Below are 23,956 nucleotides of genomic sequence, written 5' to 3' on the forward strand. Positions count from 1 at the left end.
AGCGAGTCGCCTGGTGTCGAAAACGACCCCGATTGGGGCATGGGTGTCGCGCTACGGCGGATCGGTGTCGCCCCCCGACCCTGATGGATCGGGCAGGGGAACCAATTCTATGTTAAGCCCAGCCCTCAATCCTCGTCAGGGGATTAAAACGCATAAAACCAGTAGGTATCCCACATACGGCTTGTAACATTCGAATAACCCAAATCCTCGTCAGGGGATTAAAACCTATAATGGCTATGTTTACTCTATCGATGTTGAAAAAGAATTCGAATAACCCAAATCCTCGTCAGGGGATTAAAACTTGTTTTAAGCGGTTCTATTGATACTGGTGAAAAAAGTATTCGAATAACCCAAATCCTCGTCAGGGGATTAAAACAATAAAGCTGAGGCTTGCTGGCTCCATATTCTCGACAAACTGATTCGAATAACCCAAATCCTCGTCAGGGGATTAAAACTCATGACCTCCCCTCACGCTGTACGCCGCGCTAATGGCATTCGAATAACCCAAATCCTCGTCAGGGGATTAAAACCCATGCAACTGAATGCGCATTGATTAATTGTTGGTTTCAAAATTCGAATAACCCAAATCCTCGTCAGGGGATTAAAACTGCTGATTTCGGCGAAATGATGAAGGTTGAATTAATCAATTCGAATAACCCAAATCCTCGTCAGGGGATTAAAACGACATTTGCACCGCAATCTTATCAATCTGGTAACTCACGCATTCGAATAACCCAAATCCTCGTCAGGGGATTAAAACTCAAAAATCATGAGTATAAATTCTTGAAGTTATTTCTATTCGAATAACCCAAATCCTCGTCAGGGGATTAAAACTCAAGCTGAGCGAGTTGATCAGTACCGAGGATCGGCAATGATATTCGAATAACCCAAATCCTCGTCAGGGGATTAAAACCTCTTCATTGAGGCATTCAATTCGGCCATCAGGAGTCAATTCGAATAACCCAAATCCTCGTCAGGGGATTAAAACTACACGGGGTTTATAGACCTGCGGGGCTTCATCCGTTGGGATTCGAATAACCCAAATCCTCGTCAGGGGATTAAAACCATATTGAGGAGTCGCGAAGCCAACCAAACAGGTGAATATTCGAATAACCCAAATCCTCGTCAGGGGATTAAAACGAATGGTGGCCGGATAGCCCATACAGGCTGAGCATTCGAATAACCCAAATCCTCGTCAGGGGATTAAAACCAACGTTGACTGTATGCCAACCTACCACGTCAAGGAGGTGAATTCGAATAACCCAAATCCTCGTCAGGGGATTAAAACGTGGAAAATACCCTCGCCTTGGGTTGCTTGATGGAGATGATTCGAATAACCCAAATCCTCGTCAGGGGATTAAAACTCATGCCATTGCCCAACTCAATGCTGGCAGTAAAACCGAATTCGAATAACCCAAATCCTCGTCAGGGGATTAAAACCACCGTGGTGCTGATTCGCCTGTGCCAATTGCTTCGTTTTAAATTCGAATAACCCAAATCCTCGTCAGGGGATTAAAACTGATTGGATGCCCAGCGCTGAGCCAAGGTCTTTGACCATTCGAATAACCCAAATCCTCGTCAGGGGATTAAAACACGCATCAACAGGAAACAATCTTCACTATTGGCTCGCGTGTATTCGAATAACCCAAATCCTCGTCAGGGGATTAAAACCGCATTGATCGGCCTTTATGCTTGGGGCAAATTGAATTCGAATAACCCAAATCCTCGTCAGGGGATTAAAACCGGAGTGTTATCAGTCGGTCGGCAAGAAAGCCACTATGCATTCGAATAACCCAAATCCTCGTCAGGGGATTAAAACAAGATCAGGTATGGCTTGTGGGCGCTGCAAGCCTGTATATTCGAATAACCCAAATCCTCGTCAGGGGATTAAAACCTTCGCTTCAATGAATCTTAGCGTTTAGAGAACTATCGATTCGAATAACCCAAATCCTCGTCAGGGGATTAAAACCATTGCGACCTCGACAGCACTATCCGCAATACACTGCGTCATCATTCGAATAACCCAAATCCTCGTCAGGGGATTAAAACCGTATTCAATGCCGATAACGCTTGTAGGCCAAGAATATCAAGATTCGAATAACCCAAATCCTCGTCAGGGGATTAAAACTCACTAGCTTCGTCTGCGATAGATTGCGCAGCTTCTTGGGATTCGAATAACCCAAATCCTCGTCAGGGGATTAAAACCAAGGCCAAGCCCAACAAGATATATGATTCATCCCCTTGAAATTCGAATAACCCAAATCCTCGTCAGGGGATTAAAACTACTTCCAACTGAACGGGCCGAGTGGGGCCACGTTCCATTCGAATAACCCAAATCCTCGTCAGGGGATTAAAACCCCTAACAGGGACAGATGTGGGGCGGACATGGGAATATATTCGAATAACCCAAATCCTCGTCAGGGGATTAAAACCACCAAGAGCTATGCAATCGAGCGTGCCGAAATCCAGACCATTCGAATAACCCAAATCCTCGTCAGGGGATTAAAACATATTCGGCGGCGATCTGGTGTATCTTGGCGGCAATTCCTATTCGAATAACCCAAATCCTCGTCAGGGGATTAAAACAAATGGCATCTATGTTGGCCAAGGCCAACTTATTCTTACATTCGAATAACCCAAATCCTCGTCAGGGGATTAAAACTTTACATGGTTGGAGCATCAAACATTCATCCCCCTCAATTCGAATAACCCAAATCCTCGTCAGGGGATTAAAACGGCGCGAAGGCATTGCGATTGCCGAGCCGCGCATCAAATCATTCGAATAACCCAAATCCTCGTCAGGGGATTAAAACGGTGGGTAACAGCTTGCGTGGCACACGATACACGCGCTATTCGAATAACCCAAATCCTCGTCAGGGGATTAAAACGTTTCTTGAAATGCCATGGACACCCAAAGATGTTGACCAAATTCGAATAACCCAAATCCTCGTCAGGGGATTAAAACTCCTACACAGCATGCCATATCCACGGTTCAAACCCTACAATATTCGAATAACCCAAATCCTCGTCAGGGGATTAAAACAGTGTTACCCCGTTATGCGTCACTTCAACCGCGTGGTATTCGAATAACCCAAATCCTCGTCAGGGGATTAAAACCACAGTTCATTTTACGGCTAATGGTATACGCGTTGACGGTGAATTCGAATAACCCAAATCCTCGTCAGGGGATTAAAACGCTGGTGTCATTATTCCAAGGCTTAGGCTTGGCGGTGGCATTCGAATAACCCAAATCCTCGTCAGGGGATTAAAACTCACCGCTACATGCTTTTTATACTTGCTACCAGCCAATTCATTCGAATAACCCAAATCCTCGTCAGGGGATTAAAACGACGATCTACGATGAAATGGCCATTATGAACGACATTAAATTCGAATAACCCAAATCCTCGTCAGGGGATTAAAACTTATCTGAATGACCTGGCCAACCCAACCCAGATCGACTGGATTCGAATAACCCAAATCCTCGTCAGGGGATTAAAACCTGACCCTGCTCTGGGGCCACCGTTTGGTGGCCCCATATTCGAATAACCCAAATCCTCGTCAGGGGATTAAAACGTTGACTCACTTCGGCAAAACAGTGTGGTGTTGTTCGTGGATTCGAATAACCCAAATCCTCGTCAGGGGATTAAAACGGACGTACTGGCTTCGTGAGTTTGAAGTACGCTATATGCGTATTCGAATAACCCAAATCCTCGTCAGGGGATTAAAACCGATTGAACCGCTGATCAAAAATGATGATTTGCGTTTTCGATTCGAATAACCCAAATCCTCGTCAGGGGATTAAAACCCCTGCTGATTATCAGGCCATGTTGAGCACGGTGCGCGAAATTCGAATAACCCAAATCCTCGTCAGGGGATTAAAACTTGAATTTCCTTGATGACTTCGATCAAGTCATCAATATTCGAATAACCCAAATCCTCGTCAGGGGATTAAAACCCACTCGCCGCCACACGAAGCCAGAAACCCGCTGCTCAGCGATTCGAATAACCCAAATCCTCGTCAGGGGATTAAAACAAACTCCAGAGCCGCGCACGCATTGGCCAAACCCTCAAACGATTCGAATAACCCAAATCCTCGTCAGGGGATTAAAACGCCAATGATAGTACTCCACTTTTGCTCAGCAGATTTATTGTATTCGAATAACCCAAATCCTCGTCAGGGGATTAAAACGCTAACTTGTGGGCAATTTCAGCAAGGCCAGCAGCGGTAAATTCGAATAACCCAAATCCTCGTCAGGGGATTAAAACGCGAAGTTGACCAATGATTTGTCCTGCCTTCATAAATTCGAATAACCCAAATCCTCGTCAGGGGATTAAAACATAGAGCGCATTGAGCCAAGCGCGAGCAGCATCCGATAACATTCGAATAACCCAAATCCTCGTCAGGGGATTAAAACAAAGACAATCCGCACTCCCACTTGCTCTTGCTTGCTAAGATTCGAATAACCCAAATCCTCGTCAGGGGATTAAAACGGTGATTTGCCGCCTGACCGTGATGAACAGGACACACTATTCGAATAACCCAAATCCTCGTCAGGGGATTAAAACAGATGAAATTAAGTGGGATCTTATTGAAGCTGAACATCATTCGAATAACCCAAATCCTCGTCAGGGGATTAAAACCTAATGTAGTCACCATTGAGCCAGTGGCTTGCCGTGGTGATTCGAATAACCCAAATCCTCGTCAGGGGATTAAAACCCACTTTGCAGGCCAAATTAAGGTAGTCATCTGTAATTCATTCGAATAACCCAAATCCTCGTCAGGGGATTAAAACCGTTTTTGCTTCACGTAATTGCTCCAGCTCGGATAGTTCAGCATTCGAATAACCCAAATCCTCGTCAGGGGATTAAAACTCAAAGTCGCCACCTAAATCATTGAATGTTCGAATATTCGAATAACCCAAATCCTCGTCAGGGGATTAAAACTTTTCAATACTGATGCCAGAAATCGCCTGTGTGTGGCATTCGAATAACCCAAATCCTCGTCAGGGGATTAAAACGCGTCAGGCACTGGTACCATTCCTCGCCATCGACGAACGTATTCGAATAACCCAAATCCTCGTCAGGGGATTAAAACCCATTCAGGCAGCGATTATAAAAGAATATGGGGATACCATTCGAATAACCCAAATCCTCGTCAGGGGATTAAAACGAATCGGCTCACGCTTGTGTGGTTGCTCGGTTGCGTTCATTCGAATAACCCAAATCCTCGTCAGGGGATTAAAACCTACTCAGGCCGCTATTTCTTAGCTTGCATCAGCTATATATTCGAATAACCCAAATCCTCGTCAGGGGATTAAAACGTATAATCCTGATGTGGCCCCTGATGCAGCATTGGATGATTCGAATAACCCAAATCCTCGTCAGGGGATTAAAACCTGTTCGGCGTGGGGTTGGCCGTTTGCGCCTTTGGTACAAATTCGAATAACCCAAATCCTCGTCAGGGGATTAAAACGTTCATCAATGAGCCGTGGTTATATCCTTACGATAGGCTCACATTCGAATAACCCAAATCCTCGTCAGGGGATTAAAACGCAAAACGAATGAATTTTGTTCGGGCAATAAACCGTGCCTATTCGAATAACCCAAATCCTCGTCAGGGGATTAAAACTTGTTAGCTCGATTACTATCTTTATGATGAACTTCAATTCGAATAACCCAAATCCTCGTCAGGGGATTAAAACCGGAATAAGCACAGCCCAGACGATGGCGATGGATTTGTATTCGAATAACCCAAATCCTCGTCAGGGGATTAAAACAACCAAAAACGCCAGGAGGAGATTAGCGAAATTAGTCGCATTCGAATAACCCAAATCCTCGTCAGGGGATTAAAACTCACACGCGGACTAACCGAAGCAACCAACGTCCGGTCATTCGAATAACCCAAATCCTCGTCAGGGGATTAAAACCAACCGTTTTGGTGAGGCCCATTGAAACACCGAGTTCTTCATTCGAATAACCCAAATCCTCGTCAGGGGATTAAAACTTTGTTGGTTTGGGGTTGAATCATGCGGCGTGCCATAAATTCGAATAACCCAAATCCTCGTCAGGGGATTAAAACCAATAAGTTGTTCAGGCATACTACTGGTTGCTCCTTTATTCGAATAACCCAAATCCTCGTCAGGGGATTAAAACAGAAAATGGATAAAACATATTTCACCTCAAATAAATGGGGATTCGAATAACCCAAATCCTCGTCAGGGGATTAAAACCTTCGAGCTATCATTGTATGCCTGATCCCGCCAGCGTGTATTCGAATAACCCAAATCCTCGTCAGGGGATTAAAACGCCAACACGCACGGCGCATGCAGCGAGGCCATATAGTATTCGAATAACCCAAATCCTCGTCAGGGGATTAAAACCAAAACGGAAATGGCGTTTCCATTGCGCCTCAATGGAATTCGAATAACCCAAATCCTCGTCAGGGGATTAAAACTGATATGAAATTGTTAAGGTGGAGAAATAATTAGGTTGATTTATTCGAATAACCCAAATCCTCGTCAGGGGATTAAAACACGCTGTGCGGTTGGCACGGAATCCCACCCGCGAGAATGTATTCGAATAACCCAAATCCTCGTCAGGGGATTAAAACGAACACCGTCCGTTGGAGGCCATCTATCGGGATACGCACAAGATTCGAATAACCCAAATCCTCGTCAGGGGATTAAAACGAACACCGTCCGTTGGAGGCCATCTATCGGGATACGCACAAGATTCGAATAACCCAAATCCTCGTCAGGGGATTAAAACCCAGCTGCGGCCCGATGCCAGCAACGCAAGCCACGGGATTCGAATAACCCAAATCCTCGTCAGGGGATTAAAACCCAGCTGCGGCCCGATGCCAGCAACGCAAGCCACGGCATTCGAATAACCCAAATCCTCGTCAGGGGATTAAAACGGCCATTCTTGCCAAAGTGAAACGGGTGGCGGTCGCTGATATTCGAATAACCCAAATCCTCGTCAGGGGATTAAAACGTAGTGCGCCTCTAGCGCGTCTTGGCAGTTCAGAAAATTCGAATAACCCAAATCCTCGTCAGGGGATTAAAACTTAAAACCGCGATCCTCGGCGGCTTTTTCCTTCATTCGAATAACCCAAATCCTCGTCAGGGGATTAAAACCAAGCGTGGACAGGCTGTTGTTTCTTCTTGATTTTGAGATTCGAATAACCCAAATCCTCGTCAGGGGATTAAAACTTGTTGGTTCTGCCGCCGAGTGGCTATGGAGCCATGGTAAATTCGAATAACCCAAATCCTCGTCAGGGGATTAAAACCACATACAGCGATGGCTTAAGAATCCGGCGGGTGTAATCATTCGAATAACCCAAATCCTCGTCAGGGGATTAAAACTAATTGGAACCTCGATTGGTGGTAAAGCGTTAAGGTAGAGCATTCGAATAACCCAAATCCTCGTCAGGGGATTAAAACATATTCTCAAGCGCTGGCGGGTAAGCCGCTGCGTGGTTGACATTCGAATAACCCAAATCCTCGTCAGGGGATTAAAACTCATTGCCCCCGCTAATCGGTCGGTACTCATAGGCTTGTCCTTTGGATTCGAATAACCCAAATCCTCGTCAGGGGATTAAAACGCGAGTTGTGTTTCGCTCGGCTTCTTGCCTTTGCGTTCACATCACTGCCCCGACCGTGAGGGATTTTAACCTAAAGTGGTGAGCCGGATGGGGATCGAACCAACGGCCAAGTTCAATGCCCCGACCGCGAGGGGTTTAAAACAGTGCGCCTCAGGGTAGCTGAGGATGTTGAAGCGTTCAATGTAGCCCAAACTCTGCTGCAAGCTACGCTTGTGGTTTACGCTAACTGGTGGTGAAAATAGACAGCCCTCTCGCCCATTACACACGGGTGAGAGGGCTTTAATATTGGAGCTTCGTGGCCCTTCGTGTCCTTCGTGGATCAAAACCAACTTCCCGTATGTTCTATGTTCTTTGCTCTATGTTCTTTTACTCGATGACCAAAACCCCACCGCTATCGCTCATTTGTGCGCCGCCTTGGCTGATGCTCACGCTGTTGCCATTGCGCTGCACTGTGTAGCCGGTGTTTGGTTGCAAGCCTGTGATCAGTTGCAGATTGGCAACGCTTGGCGTGCTATATTCAATCGTGGCAAACGTTTGATCAATATTAATTGGGAATAACACTAGCTGCGAGCCAATTTGTGCCCCAACATAATTGCCCGATGTCGCTTCAATTAAGCTCACGTTGGCTGGCGTAACGCCACTGTTGGTTGCTTGCAACACTTGCAAAAAGCGCACATCCTGCGGATTGCCAGGCGCATCGATGCGCAAACGAACGGTCATCGGGTCGTCGCTAGCAGCAGTGTTTTCCACTTGTTGATCGCTAGTATTGACGGCGGTTAATGTGGCATTGGCTGGTAATAAACTGGTGATATTCAAGTTTTGGCCGCCAGCAGTCGTCATTGTCGCCCGATTGGCATTGATCGTCGCGGGCGTGGGCAATTGTAACCACCAGCGTTTGAAACGATTGGCGGTTTGCGAACTGCCGCGATCATAGGTCACAATCGCATCAGGCTTGAGCCAAACGATCGAGCGGCTGGCGTGGGTAATATCGGTCGTCGCCTCATTTTCGCTGTTGTAGAGATTGGTCGCATCGCCCAACGCATAGACAAAGCGGCTATCAAGGCTGTGCGCAACCAAGTTTGGGTCGCCAGTTGGCACCAAATTCCATTGCGAGCCACGTCGCCAGAGATCAATTCGCCAATCGCTTGGGTCGCGATCTGGTTGATCGTTTTCGAGCGCGATCAGGTTGCGAAACTCGGAGCTAGCAATGCCTTCTGCAATATCGGCGTAGCCAGTGCGCGCCTTGGTCAGCCATTCGCCCTTGCGATACCACTCAAAATGGTTGCCATCTGCCTGTTGGTGGTCGATAAAATTCCAGCTTAGGCTGAAATTGAACCAGCCAGCATCATCGGCCCAGCTGCTGCGCGAGAAAATTTTGTGCATGCCCTCGGCGTAAAAATCGAGCGCCATACTTGGGCGTGGGTCGCTCGCCGCAGCGGCATTCGGGTCAAACAGCATAAAATAGATGATTGCATCGCGAAAATCATTCGGATTACCAACCCGATCGATCAAGCCTTCAGCGCCACCTGGCGGGGTCACGGTTTCAATCCAGCGCACTTTGGCCAAGCGTGCAGCATTGCCAGTCCGTTGATCATACATCCCCAATGAGCCAAAGGCGTTGATAAAATCGACCAAATGATAGCTCTGGGCATCGCCATACCACGCTGGCTGATACACCAAGCCATGATTGGGATCGTTGGTGGGATTGGAACTCAACGAGTGCAAGTAACTGGTGACAAAATCATCCCAAAATGGATTTCCACTCAGTTTGCAATGCTGGCCGCACGTATCTTTGCCTGCGGTTTGCAAGGCCAGCAAAAATTGAATCGCGTAGCTAGCGGTTTGCGGGCTATACTCAAAGCCTTCGGGCAACAGGCCGCCCTTGCTATCGGTACGGGTCAGATGATCAAAAATATACAGCCAAGCGCCCGTGGCATTATCCAAATAATTACGCAATTGATTGTTTGGATCATCGTTGGCATCAAAAGCTAATGCCATCATGCCCAAATTGCGCATATGGGCCACAAAATAATTATTGCCCGACCAACGTACTTGCTCAGTGTTGGCGATCAAACTAGGATCATTGATCAGGCCAATTGGCTCTGGGTGATGGTAGGCGCGTTGGACAATTTCATCAGACCAGCGCAAAAATACGCCGCGAATTGCTGCTTTATCGCTCGCACTCAAGACTGGGTAAATCCAATCGACCACCAACGGAAAAGCTTCGCCATGCCAGCGCGCGCGGTTGGAATCCTCGGTGAAAAAGCGCGGGCTACGAAACGGCGGGTAGCCAGTCGATTGGGTTTCAGGGCACAGATAATCATCATTTTCGGCTGGGCCTTGGGCAGCAATATTAATGATGTACAGCAACAAAGTTCGTGCTCGTTGGGCATAATCGGCCCGCGCCGCCTCGTTCTGGTCGATCAACGACATAAAAGCAAACAGCTCTGCATACATTTCGGTCGGAAATTCTTCATATTCGGTGCTGCCACAATCGCGGGTTGGCACATCGCCAGCATCCATAGTGATTTTGGCTTCCTCGGCAACCAACTTCAAGCCATCACGATAGAGCGGGTTGCTATCGCTGGCCCAGGCTCGCAGCCGAGGCAAATCGGCTTGGGTCAGCCACAAGCGCGGGTGAGCATTGGGATCACCAGTCATCACCACTGGCAAGCTGGTTTTGGTCGCATCGGGCGGCACATTGGTCGCTTCAGGATTGATGCTCGTGTTGGTCGAGCCACTTGGCGCTGGCGCTGCCATGCCACAACCAACCAACATCAGCAGCAAAACTACGATTGATACTCGTCGCATAAAGCCTCCACAATTGATTAGCGCTTGGCTAATGGCAAATAGACTTGAGTCAACATCGCCGCCGCTTCGATCGCGCCAACATCACAGCCAGCAACTCGGGCCGCGCCACGTTGATCGCTTGCTGGGCAAAGGTTGGGGTCGGCAGCGTTGATTAATGGGCTGGTTGCGAGCGGCGTATACACTGGCATGGCAATCCGCCCACCATTCACCTGTAACGCCGAAAGCTTGAGATCGCTCAGGTTTTGCTGGTCGCTGGCAGTATCCAGCCCTGCACAGGTGCCATCGCTCAGATTAAAGCCCAATGATTGCACAGCGCTGCCGCCACAGTTGTTGCTTTCGCCCGCCACAACGCTATTGCCAATTTGAATAATCCCTGGTTGCTCGCTGGTCAAGGGCGAATCCTCATAGAGTTCAGTGCCCGCCAAGGCCAAATTGGCGTAAAACGTGCTGTTGGTAATCACTGCATAACGCGCTTTGTGATAAAGACCACCGCCAAATTGATCAGCCTGATTCTCGGCGACCGTCACGTTGGTCAAGGTCAAGTTATCGTCGGAATCTTGGTAAATTGCGCCGCCATGGCCAGCAGTTGCCACATTGCGAATCAGGCTGGCATTGCTGATGAAGAGCGTGCCATTATCGTGAAAAATGCCACCGCCGCCGTTTGTGCCAGTCGCTGTATTGCCTTCGATCAGCAGATCGACCAATTCGGCATGGCTGCCATAACTACTGATCGCGCCGCCTTCATCTGCTTGGTTGCCAAGCAAGCGTGAGCGTTTGAGCAACAATCGTCCGCCGCTATTCCAAATTGCGCCGCCAGTGCCGCTGACGCTGTTCGCTTGCAATAAGCTATCGGTGATGGTCAGGCCGCCAGTATTTTCGAGCGCACCGCCATAACCGCCACTATTTTCGAGAAAATTGCTAAATCTGATGGTTGCTGAGGCTTGATTGTGGATGAAGATTGCGCCGCCATCACGGGCCTGATTCCGATAAAAGCGTGTATTGTTGATGCTGGTTGGTCCAACGCTATAAATCGCGCCGCCAAACGAGGTAATATTGGTGGTTGGTGCTATATTCGCCGTAAAATCGCTATTGTCAATGGTTAATCTGCAACCATCGTTATAAATTGCACCGCCTGAGGCCGAGCGATTGGCGGCAAAACTGCTGTTGCGAATCGTCAAACTGCCGCCGCTGCCTTCAAAACAGTAGATCGCGCCACCTTGATCGGTCGCTTGATGGTTGTTGAAGCGCACGTGATCGAGCACAACTGTCGCGCCAACCAACTCCAATGCGCCGCCGCCAACTGGCGAAAAACCAGCTTCCAGCGTGAGATTGCGCAACGTAAACTGAATTTCGCCATTGGCCACGAACAAACGATTGAGATTGCGCCCGCTCAGCGTGATTTGATTTGCCCCATCAATCGTGGTAGAACTAACCAAAATCTTATCGCTGCTGAGGTTGATTGTGGCTGGGCCGCCGCAATTAAAGCTGATATTGCCGCCATTGGTAAGCGCTGCATCGAATGCAGCCTCGCTGCAACTTGCAGGCGTGCCAGTCCCCACAACGCCAGCCATTGGCGCAGCCTGAACCTGAAATGCCAAAGCCAACGTACAACACCATAGCAGTAAAATCTTTAAAAAGTGCATAACTACCTCCTTCTAAGTTGTGGTAGTTATAGCAGCAGCACGCAGCAAAAACTTGACATTTCCTACCAGTCAAGCGGATTGGCCCAAACGCAGCAAGCGCAATCGGCCAGGCGCAATCCCAGCTACGAGGATCGAACAATGAGCCAAAGTGCCATCAATTCACCAGCGTTTGGCAAGCAATTACGCTTGTTGCGCCGTCGGGCGCGCCTAACCCAAGCAGAATTAGGGATTGCGGTTGGCTATAGCGATGCCCAAATTTGTCGGCTTGAAACAGGTCGCCGCCCGCCCGACTTGATTACCTTGATTGCGCTCTTTCTGCCAGCATTGGATCTTGAGGCCCAATCGCAGGAAGCACAGCAGCTTTTAGAATTAGCAGCGGTTGCGCGCGAAGAATTAATCGCCGAGCCAGCCAACGGGCCAACCACTCCAATTTCCAAGCAAGCAAGCCCATTGCTGGCGAGCCATTTGCCAAGCCCAACCAGTCACTTTTTTGGGCGCAAGCCAGAACAAGAACGAATGCTGCACTGGCTGAACAATCCCCAGATTCGTTTGATCAGCCTGGTTGGTTTGGCGGGGATTGGCAAAACCCAACTGGCATTACACTGTTTGCATCAATTTGCCAGCCAAAGCCAATATCAGTGTGTGTTTGTTGATTTGGTCAGCGCCAGCGAGCCAGATTCGATGATTCGGGCAATCAATAAAGCGCTTGATTTGACTGAAAGCCCCGATCAGCAACCGCTGCTTTCAACGATTAACCAGCTAGGCCAACAACCAAGCTGTTTGCTGCTCGATAATTGTGAGCAGATTCAAGCGGCAAGTCGCGTGATCAACCAATTACTGCGCGCAGTGCCAAGCCTCAAATTGATCGTTACCAGCCAACTTGCCTTGCGTTTGAACGATGAACATGTGCTGCATCTTACGCCCTTGGCCGTGCCCAACTTGCTCGCCTTGCCGCCATTGGCTGAATTGGCCCAAGTTGAAGCCATGGCCTTGTTGTTGGCCCGTTTACATGTGCACAACCCCAAGCTTGAGCTGACTGAGAAAAATGCGTTGGCGCTGGCTGCCTTGTGCGTACGCGTCGATGGCGTGCCACTGGCGCTCGAGTTGGTTGCCGCTTCTGGGCGTTTGTTTGATCCCGAGGCCTTGTTGAGCGAATTGGCCAGCCATTTTTTGAGTATGCGTCGCCGAGGCCGCGATTTGCCTTCGCGCCATTATTCAGTCACAACTGCCTTGGCTTGGAGCTACCAACAGCTTGATCCGGCGACCCAACGTTTGTTCGAGCGGCTAAGCGTGTTTGTCAGTGACTGGACGGTCGAAAGTGCAATAGCAGTTTGTGGCACAGAACATAAACGCCATGAGTTAATCGAACAATTAAATAGCTTGCTTGATCATAGCCTAATTCAACAACAGACTGACGAAGCTTCAAGCAGAATGCGCATGCTGACCATGGTGCGGACGTTTGCTCAAGAGCAAGCCCAAAAGCATGCTGAAACCGATCTGCTCAATCGGCGCATGCTTGATTATCTGATTGAATTGGCGCGCCAAGCAGAACAGGCTTTGCGCACAGGCAATGGCCAAGCACAATGGATTCAGCACCTCGAAGCTGAACACGATAACATTCGAGCGGCCCTAAATTGGGCTTGGCAGCATAACGCCCAGCAACAAGCAATTCAGTTAATCGGCTATATTTGGCGGTTTTGGTATATGCGTGGCTATTTGCGCGAGGGTCGGCGTTGGTTTGAAAATTTGCTCATCAGCTATCAACCAACTGCCGATGTTGATTTTGCGCGGGCACTCGATGGCGTGGGCATTTTGGCTTGGCGACAAAGCGATTATCAACAAGCTGAACAATGGTATCAGCAAGCCCTCATCATCTACCAAAGCAACCAGCATCGCTCTGGGCAGGCTCAGGTTTTGGGCCATTTGGGTTTGGTGGCGATGGATACTGGCGCATATAATCAGGCGGCAGCCTATTACGAACAAAGCTTGCCGCTCTATCAAGCGCTTGCTGATCAATCGGGCGTTGCTTCAACCCTGCACAATTTGGGCAATCTCTATTGCCAGCAATCAGAAAATCAACGAGCCACCCAGCTCTATCAAGAGTGTTTACAAATCTATCAGCAGCTGGGCGATCAATCGGGCGTTGCCTTAATTGCCTTGGGCCTTGGTGCAATTGCCCGCGATGAACAACGCTTGGAAGCAGCCCAAGCTGCATTTGAGCAAAGCCTAGCCTTAGCCCGCGAGCTCGGCGACGAGTGGAATGAGGCAACAGCACTGATTAATTTGGGCAATATTGCAGCCGATTTGCGCCAACCAACGCCTGCCTTAACGCATTATCGAACAGCCAAGCCAATTTTTGAGCGCTTAGGCGACCAACAATCGCTGTGTGTGCTCGAAAATCGCATTGCCAATGCCTATTGGTTGCTCGGCGAGCATAGCCAAGCCCAAACCGGCTACCGCCAATGTCTCATGCTCGCCCATGCAATTGGCTTTGATGGCGGCATCATCGAAGGCTTAGAAGGCATCGCCCATTGTTTGAGCCAAAGCCTGCCCACCACCGCCGCCCAGCTGCTCGCCTACGCTGATCACCTACGCACAACCAAAGGCTACCCAATGATTCCCGCCGATCAGCAGAGCTATAACCAGATTGTGCAGGCAATTCAAGCGCATTTAACTGCAAACGTCTGGCAGCAAGCCACGCAACAAGGCCAGCAATTGAGCTTGCAACGAGCCATTAGTTTGGCACTTGCCAATTAGCTCCTTCCTTGCACTCAACATAGAACCAAGAGTTGGCAGGTTCATCAAGTAACCCTTTTCAACCACAGCATGTCATTTAGGGGGTGCAGGGGGATGAAAACCCCCTGCGTTTCCCTCCGGCGGAGGGACGGAAGGGTGGCGAACTATGAATTGCAACGAAAAAAATCTTCGTCCACTTGGACTCCATCAAAAGAGGGATTGACGATCAAGCGCCGCTGCTTATACTAGGCCACAATCTCGTTTATAAGGAAGCATATGCGTACCATTGATCTTGCTACATGGCCCCGTCGTCAGCACTTTGCCCACTACCATAGCCTGACCTACCCGCACTTTAGTTTATGTGCCAACATTGATATTCAAACCTGGTATCAAGCGATCAAAGCACGCCAAATGCGATTAAGCACCAGCCTAACCTTTGTTTTTGCCCGAGCCGCCAACGAGCAAGTGGTCTTTCGCTGGCGTATTCGCGGCGATAGCGTGGTCGAGCACGATCGGGTTGATCCATCGCCGACGGTGTTGCTCGATAACGATTTATTTAGCTTCTGCGTTATTCCCTATCACTCAAATTATGCTGAATTTGCGCCGCTGGCTGAAGCCAAAGTTGCCGCAGTCAAGGCCAATCCAACGATCAGCGATGAGCCAGGCCAAGATAATCTGCTCTACATGACCAGCATTCCGTGGGTCAGCTTCACCGGAATCATGCATCCAGTTCATCTCAACCCAATCGATTCAGTACCGCGCATTTCGTGGGGCAAGCATTCGCTCGAAGGCCAACGCCGACTCATGCCCTTAGCCGTGCAAGTGCATCATAGCTTGATGGATGGCTTGCATGTGGGGCGCTTCTACGAGCGCGTTCAAGCCATTTTAGATACTCCCGCTGAGTTTTTAGATTAATGTAGAGATTCGCTGTTGGAGGGTGCATGCTTTTCGCCATTGCATCCTTCAACAGCGTAACGTTTTACGCACCGTGGCGTATACACTCCAGCCTTTGATTTATTGAAGCTATGAGGGATGTATGCGACGAGGTTTGTTACTTGGGCTTGGGCTATTGTTGTTGGTTGGCTGTGGTCGTGCCAAAAGTGTGGCGCTGCCAACTAATGTTGCCCGTTCTGTCGTCAACGTATCCAATACGCCGATTCCCAGCCCAATTTTGGTTGAAGCCACGCCCTTGGTGAGTTCGGTGAGTTCTGTTGCCAATCTGCGGGCTGAGCCAAGCACCGATGCCGATATTATTACCACGATTGATCCACAAGCGTCAATCTTGATTTTGGCACAACGCAACGATGCTGATCACTTGTGGTATCGGGTGCGAGTCAATGATTATCTTGGCTGGATGAGCGCTAGTTTATTCAGTTTGCCAGCTGATCAACAAGCCAGCTTGCCATGGGAGCAGCGCTTCGTGGCGACAGCATCGCCAACCGTTCAGCCAACCAACCGACCATTTCCTACGCCCCGCCCATCAAGTGCGCGGCCACACCCAACAACCAGACCGCAGGCTCCAAGCCGGCCAACCAAGCCAAAGCCGCCAACAACCAATAAACCACAGCCTGCCAAGCCAAAACCGCCAACAAGCAATAAACCACCAAGCTCAAAACCACGCCGCTAATTCCACGTGGAATTAGCAACGTGATCAGGAATGAACAGCTGTTTATTTACCAAAGCGCTGGGCATTACGGGCCTGCGCTTTGTGCTTTTCTGTCTCACGATCTTTGGCAGGGCTGGTCGTTTGCAGCGCATCCAAGAGGGTTTGGGCATTGGCGGTTATCGCTGCAACCGCAACCTCAAAAGCCTCGCGATTGGCAGCAGAAGGCTGATTGAAGCCGCTAATTTTGCGCACAAATTGCAGTGCAGCAGCTTGAATCTCATCTTCGGTTGCTGGTGGCTCAAAATTAAACAATGGACGAATATTACGACACATACGGCATTACTCCGCTGCTTGTTCAATGCGTTGATATTTCAGCATCGCCACGCCAGTGCTCATGGTGCGGGTTTCGACTAGTTTGAGGGTTGCGGTTGTGCCTTGGTGAAAGAGGAGTTGGCCTTCGCCAAGCACAACGGGGTAGATCAACAGACGATATTCGTCGATCAAATTGTGTTTGATCAAGCTATCGGCCAAAACGGTGCTGCCATAAATCAACAAATTTTGCTCTTTACGCAACTCGCGAATTTGCTCGATTACGTCGCCCTGCAAAAAAGTGGCGTTCCAAGTTGGGGTTTCGAGGGTGCTGGTTGGCACATATTTGGGCAAGGCATTCATGTGTTCAGCGCCTTCGTCTTTGGATTCGGGCCATGCTTGGGCAAAACCCTCGTAGGTTACCCGACCAAGCAGCAACGCCGTACATTCAGCAGATTCTTCAGCCTTGAACGCCGAAATATCATCAGACCAATAGGGCATCGACCAGCCTGGATTTTCGACCACACCATCGAGCGAAACAAACATGGTCAGTACAATCTTACCCATACGTACATTCCCTTTACACTAATAGAACATATTTGCTATACTATAAGACGAACTTCAAAAAGTCAAGCTCTAATTTCAGGTATACTTCTTAATAGTATCATTTTTGAAGTACTACCTAGAACTAGAAGCATTATGAACAATCGCAGTTACAACCAATATTGTGGGCTAGCCTATGCCCTCGAAATTCTTGGCGAACGCTGGACAATGCTGGTCATTCGTGAGCTGATTGCTGGGCCACGCCGCTTTAAGGATTTGTTCAATGGCCTGCCAGGTATTAGCACCAACCTGCTCACCGAGCGGCTTAAACATCTTGAGCAGCAAGGCCTCATTGTGCGGCAAGTGCTCGCGCCACCAGCTGGCTCAACCGTCTATGGCCTGACCGACTTAGGGCGGGGCCTTGAGCCAAGTTTGCTCGAATTGGGCAAGTGGGGCAGCCAATTTGTGCCTGCGAGTAGCGAGCAGGTGCAGCTGCTGAATATTGGCTCGTATGCCTTGACGCTCAAAACCTTTTTTCGCCCAGCACAAGCGCAATTCCGCGAAAGCTATCAATGGCATGTTGATGGCGAATTGCTGAGCGTAACGCTTGATCACGGTCAATTAATCGTTCAGCAAGGGCCGAGCCAGCAACCAGCAATTATTCTACACACCACAATTGAGCACTATTTGCAATTACTCCAAGGCGAGATTAAACCTGAGCTAGCAATCAATCAAGGACTCGTGCAGATTCAGGGCGATCCCAATGCGCTAACGCGTTTTCTCATGTGCTGTGCAATTAATCCACCAGAGTAAGATTTCCCCTCACCCCCAACCCCTCTCCCGTGGCGCGGGAGAGGGGCTTTAACCTCGTGGTTCTTGCGCAATTCGTCGGTAGACCACTGGTCGGCTCCCCCTCGCCCGCGTTTTCGTGGGAGAGGGGGCTGGGGGGTGAGGGGATCTTGAACCACCCAAGGCAAATTTTTGTAGGCTTGACAAACCTTTAAATTTCATTAATATAGTCGGTATCGTTTCCGGAAACGATACCGACTTGATATTTTTAGCGCTACACCACACATTTTCGTTCCGCAGGCCCACACTATCGCATTGTTGGATAGCTGATTTCGAGGATGAAACTGGGTTTAATCTACGGAGGAACGCAATGCTTACTCATGTTTGGCGTAAACTGGCGGCGCTTGGCCTTGTACTTAGCATCCTGTTTACGTTTATTACAGCGGCTCCCCAAGCGGCCTTTGCAGCAGCACCACTCAACCAAACCATTTGGCTACGCGCAGTTTCCAGCGGCAAATATGTTTCGGCGGATAGCAATCGTGGAGCAAACACGCCGTTGGTCGCCGACCGCGATGCTGCTGGTGGTTGGGAGCAATTTCAGGTTGTTGATGCAGGCAATGGCAATATTGGCCTGCGTGCGGTGGCCAATGGCAAGTTTGTTTCAGCCGACCAAAATTTTGCCAATACACCATTGGTTGCCGACCGTGCCACAATGAGCGGTTGGGAAGTGTTTCAATGGGTCGATGTGACGGCGGGCCAAGTGCAATTGCGCTCGGTTGGCAATAACAATTTCGTTTCCAGCGATCTCAATCTCGGCACTCACGCGCCCTTGGTTGCCAACCGTCCAACCGCTTCTGGCTGGGAAACCTTCAATTGGGGCGTAGTTGGAGCCAATCCAACTCCAATTCCAACTACCCCACCGGGCACAACCCCTGATTTCGGCCCGAATGTTTTGATGTTTGACCCATCAATGTCAACGGCATCGATTCAAAATCAAATCAACAATGTGTATGGGATTCAGCAAAATAGCCAATTTGGCTCAGCCCGCTATACCTTGATGTTCAAACCAGGCACCTACAACGGCCTGAATATTCCAGTTGGTTTCTATACTCAATTGCTCGGCGTTGGCGCATCGCCCGATAGCGTCAACATCAACGGCAGTGTCTACTCGAACGCTTATCTTGGCAACGATAACGCGACCTGTAATTTTTGGCGGGGCGCAGAAGGCTTATCGATTACGCCCGCCAATGGCACAATGCAATGGGCAGTTTCGCAGGCCGTGCCCTTCCGCCGCATGCACATTCGTGGCAATATGAAGCTCAACCAAAATAATGGCTGGTCGAGCGGCGGCTGGATGTCAGATGTGCTGGTTGATGGCAATGTTAATTCTGGCACCCAGCAACAGTGGATTTCACGCAACACCCAATGGGGCAGCTGGACTGGCTCAAATTGGAATATGGTGTTTGTTGGCGTGACCAACCCGCCAGCAGGCAACTGGCCAAACCCACCGTATACCAAAATTGATCAAACGCCAATTGTGCGTGAAAAACCCTTTGTAACGGTCGATGCTGCTGGAAATTGGGGCGTGCGCGTGCCAAGTTTGCGCAGTAACAGCAGCGGCATTAGTTGGGCCGGCGGTTCAACCCCGGGCACAACCATCGCCATGAGCCAATTCTTTATTGCCAAACCAAGCGATAGTGCCGCCACGATCAATGCTCAGTTGGCTGCTGGCAAGCATTTACTGTTTACGCCTGGCATTTACGCCCTGAACGACACAATTCGGGTCAATAACCCCAATACCGTCGTGTTGGGATTGGGCTTTGCAACCTTGCGCCCAACCACAGGCCTGGCTGCAATGACCGTGGCCGATGTTGATGGCGTGACGATTGCTGGCGTATTGTTTGATGCAGGCGTGATCAATTCGCCAGTGTTGTTGGAAGTTGGGCCAAACGGCAGCAGCGCCAACCATGCAGCCAACCCAATCGTTTTGCACGATGTAATTTTCCGCGTTGGCGGAGCCGCAGCAGGCAAAGCCTCGACCAGTTTGCGCATCAACAGCCATAACACGATTGTTGACCATACCTGGGTTTGGCGCGCCGACCACGGCGATGGCGTGGCGTGGAACAGCAACACTGCGGCCAATGGCTTGATCGTCAATGGCAATAATGTGACGATCTACGGCCTGTTTGTCGAGCACTATCAACAATATCAAGTGCTTTGGCAGGGCAATGGTGGCCGCGTTTACTTCTATCAATCGGAAATTCCCTACGATCCACCAACCCAAGATAGCTGGCGTAGCGCAGCGGGAGTCAACGGTTGGGCATCGTACAAAGTTGCCGACAACGTGACCAGCCACGAAGCTTGGGGTTTGGGTATTTACAGCGTTTTCACCTACCCCAACGTCTGGCTAACCCGCGCAATTGAAGCACCAAACAACCCAAATGTGCGCTTTCATAACATGATTTCGGTGGCAATTGGGGCCAATGGCGGCATTAGCAGCGTCATTAATAATACTGGTGGCTCGACCCAACCAAATGTCAGCTACACCCCCAAAGTAACCAATTATCCCTAATTAACCCTGTTGGATAACCCAAAACACCGCTTGGCGTAATAACCAAGCGGTGTTTTTTTGTAGACGCTGCTCGCGGGCTATGTTAAACTTGCGCCGCAAGCCAAAACCTGCATCCAAAGGAGTGTGCAATGTCGCAAGCATTAACCTATGCTAGTTATTTGAAAATTGATGAACTACTAAATTTACAAGCCCCGCGCAGCCATGGCCCCAACGGCCCCGAACACGACGAATTATTGTTTATTGTGATTCATCAGGTGTATGAGTTGTGGTTTAAGCAAATTTTGCATGAGCTTGATTATTTGGGCGAACTGCTACGCGCCAATGATACAGGCCGCGCCAACCAAACCATCCGCCGCATTTTGACAATTCTCAAAACAATCGTGGCCCAAGTTGATGTGATGGAAACGATGACTCCATTGCAATTCAATGCGTTTCGTGGCTCGCTCGAATCGGCCAGCGGTTTTCAATCGCTGCAATTTCGCGAGATTGAATTTGCCTTAGGCCATAAACGGCCAGCAATTTTGCAGCATTTTGGGGCATTACCAAGCCATGAACGGCTCGAACAACGCTATCAGCAACCAAGCCTGTGGGACAGCTTTTTGCACTATTTGCAGCTGAATGGTTATGCGATTCCGCAGGCGCAAATTGAGCGCGACGTAACCCAAGCGCTAGCAGCTTCGCCAGAAATTCAAGCAGTTTTGATTACGATCTATCGCCAAAATCCCTTGGTAAGCAACCTCTGCGAACGCTTAATCGACCTTGACGAGGGCTTTCAAGAATGGCGCTATCGCCATGTGAAAATGGTTGAGCGCACGATTGGCATCAAGCAAGGCACTGGTGGTTCAAGCGGCGCGGCCTACCTTGCCAGCACGATCAAGCCATTCTTCCCTGATTTGTGGGCAATTCGCGCCGATTTATAAGCCCAGAAAAGCGCGCTGATCAGCAATTGATCAGCGCGCTTTCGATCATTATGTCATTCTAACGGTGCGCGATTGGCACATAAACCCGAATATTGCTTGGAATTTGATATTCGATGCGTGGGCCATAGTGCGGCAGTGGCTTGCTTAATTCAAACGCGCCCAAATCGGGCAAACCATCAGTTACAAATGGCTCGTTGATATTGGCAATCACAGCGCCTTTGTTGATTGCCACCGACGTGCTTTTCAAGCGCAAATCTGCTTCGCCAACTGGCGAGGCCACATCGACTGAGGCTGGCAAGGTGGCGTTATTCACATCGCTAAAACTGACAGTTACGCCATGGGTTTCGACCCCAATTGCTTGTAAATCGCTCAAGCGCTGATAGCGCACGTTATTCCATTTGAAATCGGGAGCCGAGGCCGAATCGCTAGCATGGTTGGTTCCCCAGCCATTGTAATCAACATCGCGAAAGCCTTCATCGGCGATGGTCATAAATTCAAAAGCATAGCGCGTGCCCAACATCAAATTATTGCGAATAATCGTGTTGCGCCATTGTTGGCCATCGTCGCTAAAGGCATTGCCGATGCGGGCAGAGCTATTATGAGCAATAAACAAGCCGGTTGGTTGGTTGTGTAATTTAAACGGCGTACCAGCAAGATTGAAAAAGCTATTGCGGAACAGATAGGCAGGCCCGCCATAAATTGGCTGAACACTAATCCCCATGCGTGCATTGGTCACCCGATTATTCCAAACCCGCGTGTTAGCTTGGTTATAATCAATTTCGATCCCATCATCAACGCAAAATGCCGCATCGTTGTTGTACACATCTTGGCCATAGGTGCTCTGGGCAGCCCATGGTTGCAGCGAAATACAATCGCCAAAATTCATAACGCTGTTAAAGGCCACAATATTGCCAGTACCGCGTAAATCGATGCCACGCTCGCTAGGAATACCCGTGCCAGGCCAAGGAGTGCGGCCAATAATCGTGTTATCAAGCACCGTTTGATTGTATTCTTGGTGGGTTTGGCGGCGATTGTAAATGCCAAAGCCAACATCACGAATAAGATTGCGGCTAATCAGAATATCGTGGGTATGTTGGGCATCGATGCCCCAAGTGCCATTTTGAATCGTCAAGTTTTCTACAATCACAAAGCCAAGGGTTTGATCGCTCTCGCCAAGGGTTATCACGCCACGAGTTGTATTTGCACCATCGATAATCGCCCGCCGATTGGAGGGGCCGCTGATGCGGATTGGCTGAGTTTGCGTGCCGCTGGTCAGAATTTGAAACGGTTGATAGCTGCCTTCTGCCAAGATAAAGCTATCGCCTGGGGCTGCTGCATTAACTGCTGTTTGAATACCTTGAAATGGATCTTGGATTGTGCCAGTGCCGCCGCCATTGCCAGGAACGACAAAGCGTGTACGCACCGTTGGTCCAAAATCCAGCAAGCTGCGCGTACGTTTGGTGATTGTACGGGTTGTGCTGCCGCCATCGGGGTCGCTCAAGGTAGCGCGTAGTTCATACTCGGTGCCAGTGCTGAGCCACATGGCGCTTGCCGCGTGATAGTTACGATTAAGGGCTGCGCCTTCGACTATCGTGCTAGGATTGGCGCGCATTGCAGGGGCAGCATCCCGCCAAACCGTACTCCCAACCAAACGATATTCAAGCTTTAGGCTGCTATCGCGGTCGGTATCGCCGCTGATCGTCCATGTTACGCCAATATGATTGAAGGTTGCATCGGCGCGTAATTCGCCTGCCACAACCGCGCTTTGCGGGGCAGCCGCCCCAACCTGAGACACCAATAAACCGAGAACAAGAGCAATAAGGATCGATTTCAAGCCTGCCTCCTAAATAAATTAACAATAGTTAGGCAATGAAGGCAGGATTATAGCATGAATTGTTGAAGCTAAAACAAAACAACGTGAGGGTTACTCACGTTGTTTCTTGGCGGGAAGGGAGGGATTCGAACCCTCGGAAGGTGTGACCCTTCGACGGTTTAGCAAACCGTTGCTTTCGTCCACTCAGCCACCTTCCCGTATCTATGGTGGAGGAGCAGGTGGGATTCGAACCCACGAGGGCTTTGACACCCTAACTATTTTCAAGACAGTCGCCTTCAACCGCTCGGCCACTGCTCCGGACGAAATTCGTATTTACTTGTTTACGAGGCGTAAGTATACCAGCGAAGCCCTTGCTTGTCAAATTCGTTCTGCTGGAGGTTAGGGATCACTAGCAAGGGGAGGTTTTAAGACCCCCTCACCCCAACCCCTCTCCCGTGGCGCGGGCGAGGGGCTTTAGCGACGTGGTTCTGCCGCAATTCGTTGGTAAAAACAGCTACGCCCCCTCGCCCGCGTGTAGTGGGCGAGGGGGCTGAGGGTGAGGGAATGTTGCTTTTGCCAACCTCGCCCCTGACCCCTGACCCCTGACC

Annotated in this window: 11 protein-coding genes, 2 tRNA genes and 1 CRISPR repeat array; of the genes, 6 read left to right on the top strand and 7 right to left on the bottom strand. The window is 49.6% G+C overall.

From position 1 onward, the window contains the following. Positions 1-188 precede the first annotated feature (188 nt). Positions 189-7,606: direct repeats of the CRISPR family, unit length 37 nt; unit sequence ATTCGAATAACCCAAATCCTCGTCAGGGGATTAAAAC. A 366-nt stretch (positions 7,607-7,972) separates the two neighbouring features. Further along, positions 7,973-10,417, bottom strand: a complete 2,445-nt coding sequence (locus C5S61_RS21690; protein WP_110518808.1) for a hypothetical protein — start codon at positions 10,415-10,417, stop codon at positions 7,973-7,975. A 17-nt stretch (positions 10,418-10,434) separates the two neighbouring features. Further along, positions 10,435-12,060, bottom strand: coding sequence for a choice-of-anchor Q domain-containing protein (locus C5S61_RS21695; protein WP_110518810.1), 1,626 nt, complete (start codon positions 12,058-12,060; stop codon positions 10,435-10,437). 138 nt (positions 12,061-12,198) lie between these two features. Between C5S61_RS21695 and C5S61_RS21700 the strand changes: the two genes are divergently transcribed. The 3 genes from C5S61_RS21700 to C5S61_RS21710 all read left to right on the top strand — a co-directional run bounded on the left by C5S61_RS21700 (position 12,199) and on the right by C5S61_RS21710 (position 16,423). Further along, a complete protein-coding gene (locus C5S61_RS21700) occupies positions 12,199-14,817 on the top strand; it encodes an ATP-binding protein (protein WP_110518812.1) in 2,619 nt (872 codons plus the stop codon). A gap of 255 nt (positions 14,818-15,072) precedes the next feature. Continuing rightward, complete coding sequence (locus C5S61_RS21705; protein WP_110518814.1) at positions 15,073-15,711, top strand: CatA-like O-acetyltransferase; 639 nt, start codon at positions 15,073-15,075, stop codon at positions 15,709-15,711. Positions 15,712-15,832: 121 nt separating this feature from the next. Continuing rightward, positions 15,833-16,423: an SH3 domain-containing protein gene (locus C5S61_RS21710; RefSeq protein ID WP_110518816.1), complete on the top strand. Its 591-nt coding sequence runs from the start codon at positions 15,833-15,835 to the stop codon at positions 16,421-16,423. Positions 16,424-16,465: 42 nt separating this feature from the next. Here C5S61_RS21710 and C5S61_RS21715 read toward each other — a convergent pair whose 3' ends face one another. Then, positions 16,466-16,735, bottom strand: coding sequence for a DUF2277 domain-containing protein (locus tag C5S61_RS21715; RefSeq protein ID WP_110518818.1), 270 nt, complete (start codon positions 16,733-16,735; stop codon positions 16,466-16,468). 6 nt (positions 16,736-16,741) lie between these two features. Then, complete coding sequence (locus C5S61_RS21720; protein ID WP_110518820.1) at positions 16,742-17,278, bottom strand: dihydrofolate reductase family protein; 537 nt, start codon at positions 17,276-17,278, stop codon at positions 16,742-16,744. Between the two features lie 132 nt (positions 17,279-17,410). Here C5S61_RS21720 and C5S61_RS21725 point away from each other — a divergent pair, with 132 nt between their 5' ends. The 3 genes from C5S61_RS21725 to C5S61_RS21735 all read left to right on the top strand — a co-directional run bounded on the left by C5S61_RS21725 (position 17,411) and on the right by C5S61_RS21735 (position 21,535). Then, complete coding sequence (locus C5S61_RS21725; protein ID WP_110518822.1) at positions 17,411-18,067, top strand: winged helix-turn-helix transcriptional regulator; 657 nt, start codon at positions 17,411-17,413, stop codon at positions 18,065-18,067. Between the two features lie 346 nt (positions 18,068-18,413). Further along, positions 18,414-20,615: a pectate lyase-like domain-containing protein gene (locus C5S61_RS21730; protein WP_110518824.1), complete on the top strand. Its 2,202-nt coding sequence runs from the start codon at positions 18,414-18,416 to the stop codon at positions 20,613-20,615. Positions 20,616-20,743: 128 nt separating this feature from the next. Beyond that, positions 20,744-21,535, top strand: coding sequence for a tryptophan 2,3-dioxygenase (locus tag C5S61_RS21735; protein ID WP_110518826.1), 792 nt, complete (start codon positions 20,744-20,746; stop codon positions 21,533-21,535). A gap of 58 nt (positions 21,536-21,593) precedes the next feature. On the opposite strand, the gene C5S61_RS21740 is transcribed toward C5S61_RS21735, so the two are convergent. From C5S61_RS21740 to C5S61_RS21750, 3 genes are all read right to left on the bottom strand, one after another. Further along, entirely contained in the window at positions 21,594-23,369 is a 1,776-nt protein-coding gene (locus C5S61_RS21740; protein ID WP_110518828.1) for a right-handed parallel beta-helix repeat-containing protein, read from the bottom strand. Positions 23,370-23,476: 107 nt separating this feature from the next. Further along, a tRNA-Ser gene (locus tag C5S61_RS21745) sits at positions 23,477-23,566 on the bottom strand. Positions 23,567-23,576: 10 nt separating this feature from the next. Then, positions 23,577-23,666, bottom strand: a tRNA-Ser gene (locus C5S61_RS21750). Positions 23,667-23,956 lie beyond the last annotated feature (290 nt).

Source organism: Herpetosiphon llansteffanensis (genome assembly GCF_003205875.1).
GTDB lineage: Bacteria > Chloroflexota > Chloroflexia > Chloroflexales > Herpetosiphonaceae > Herpetosiphon > Herpetosiphon llansteffanensis.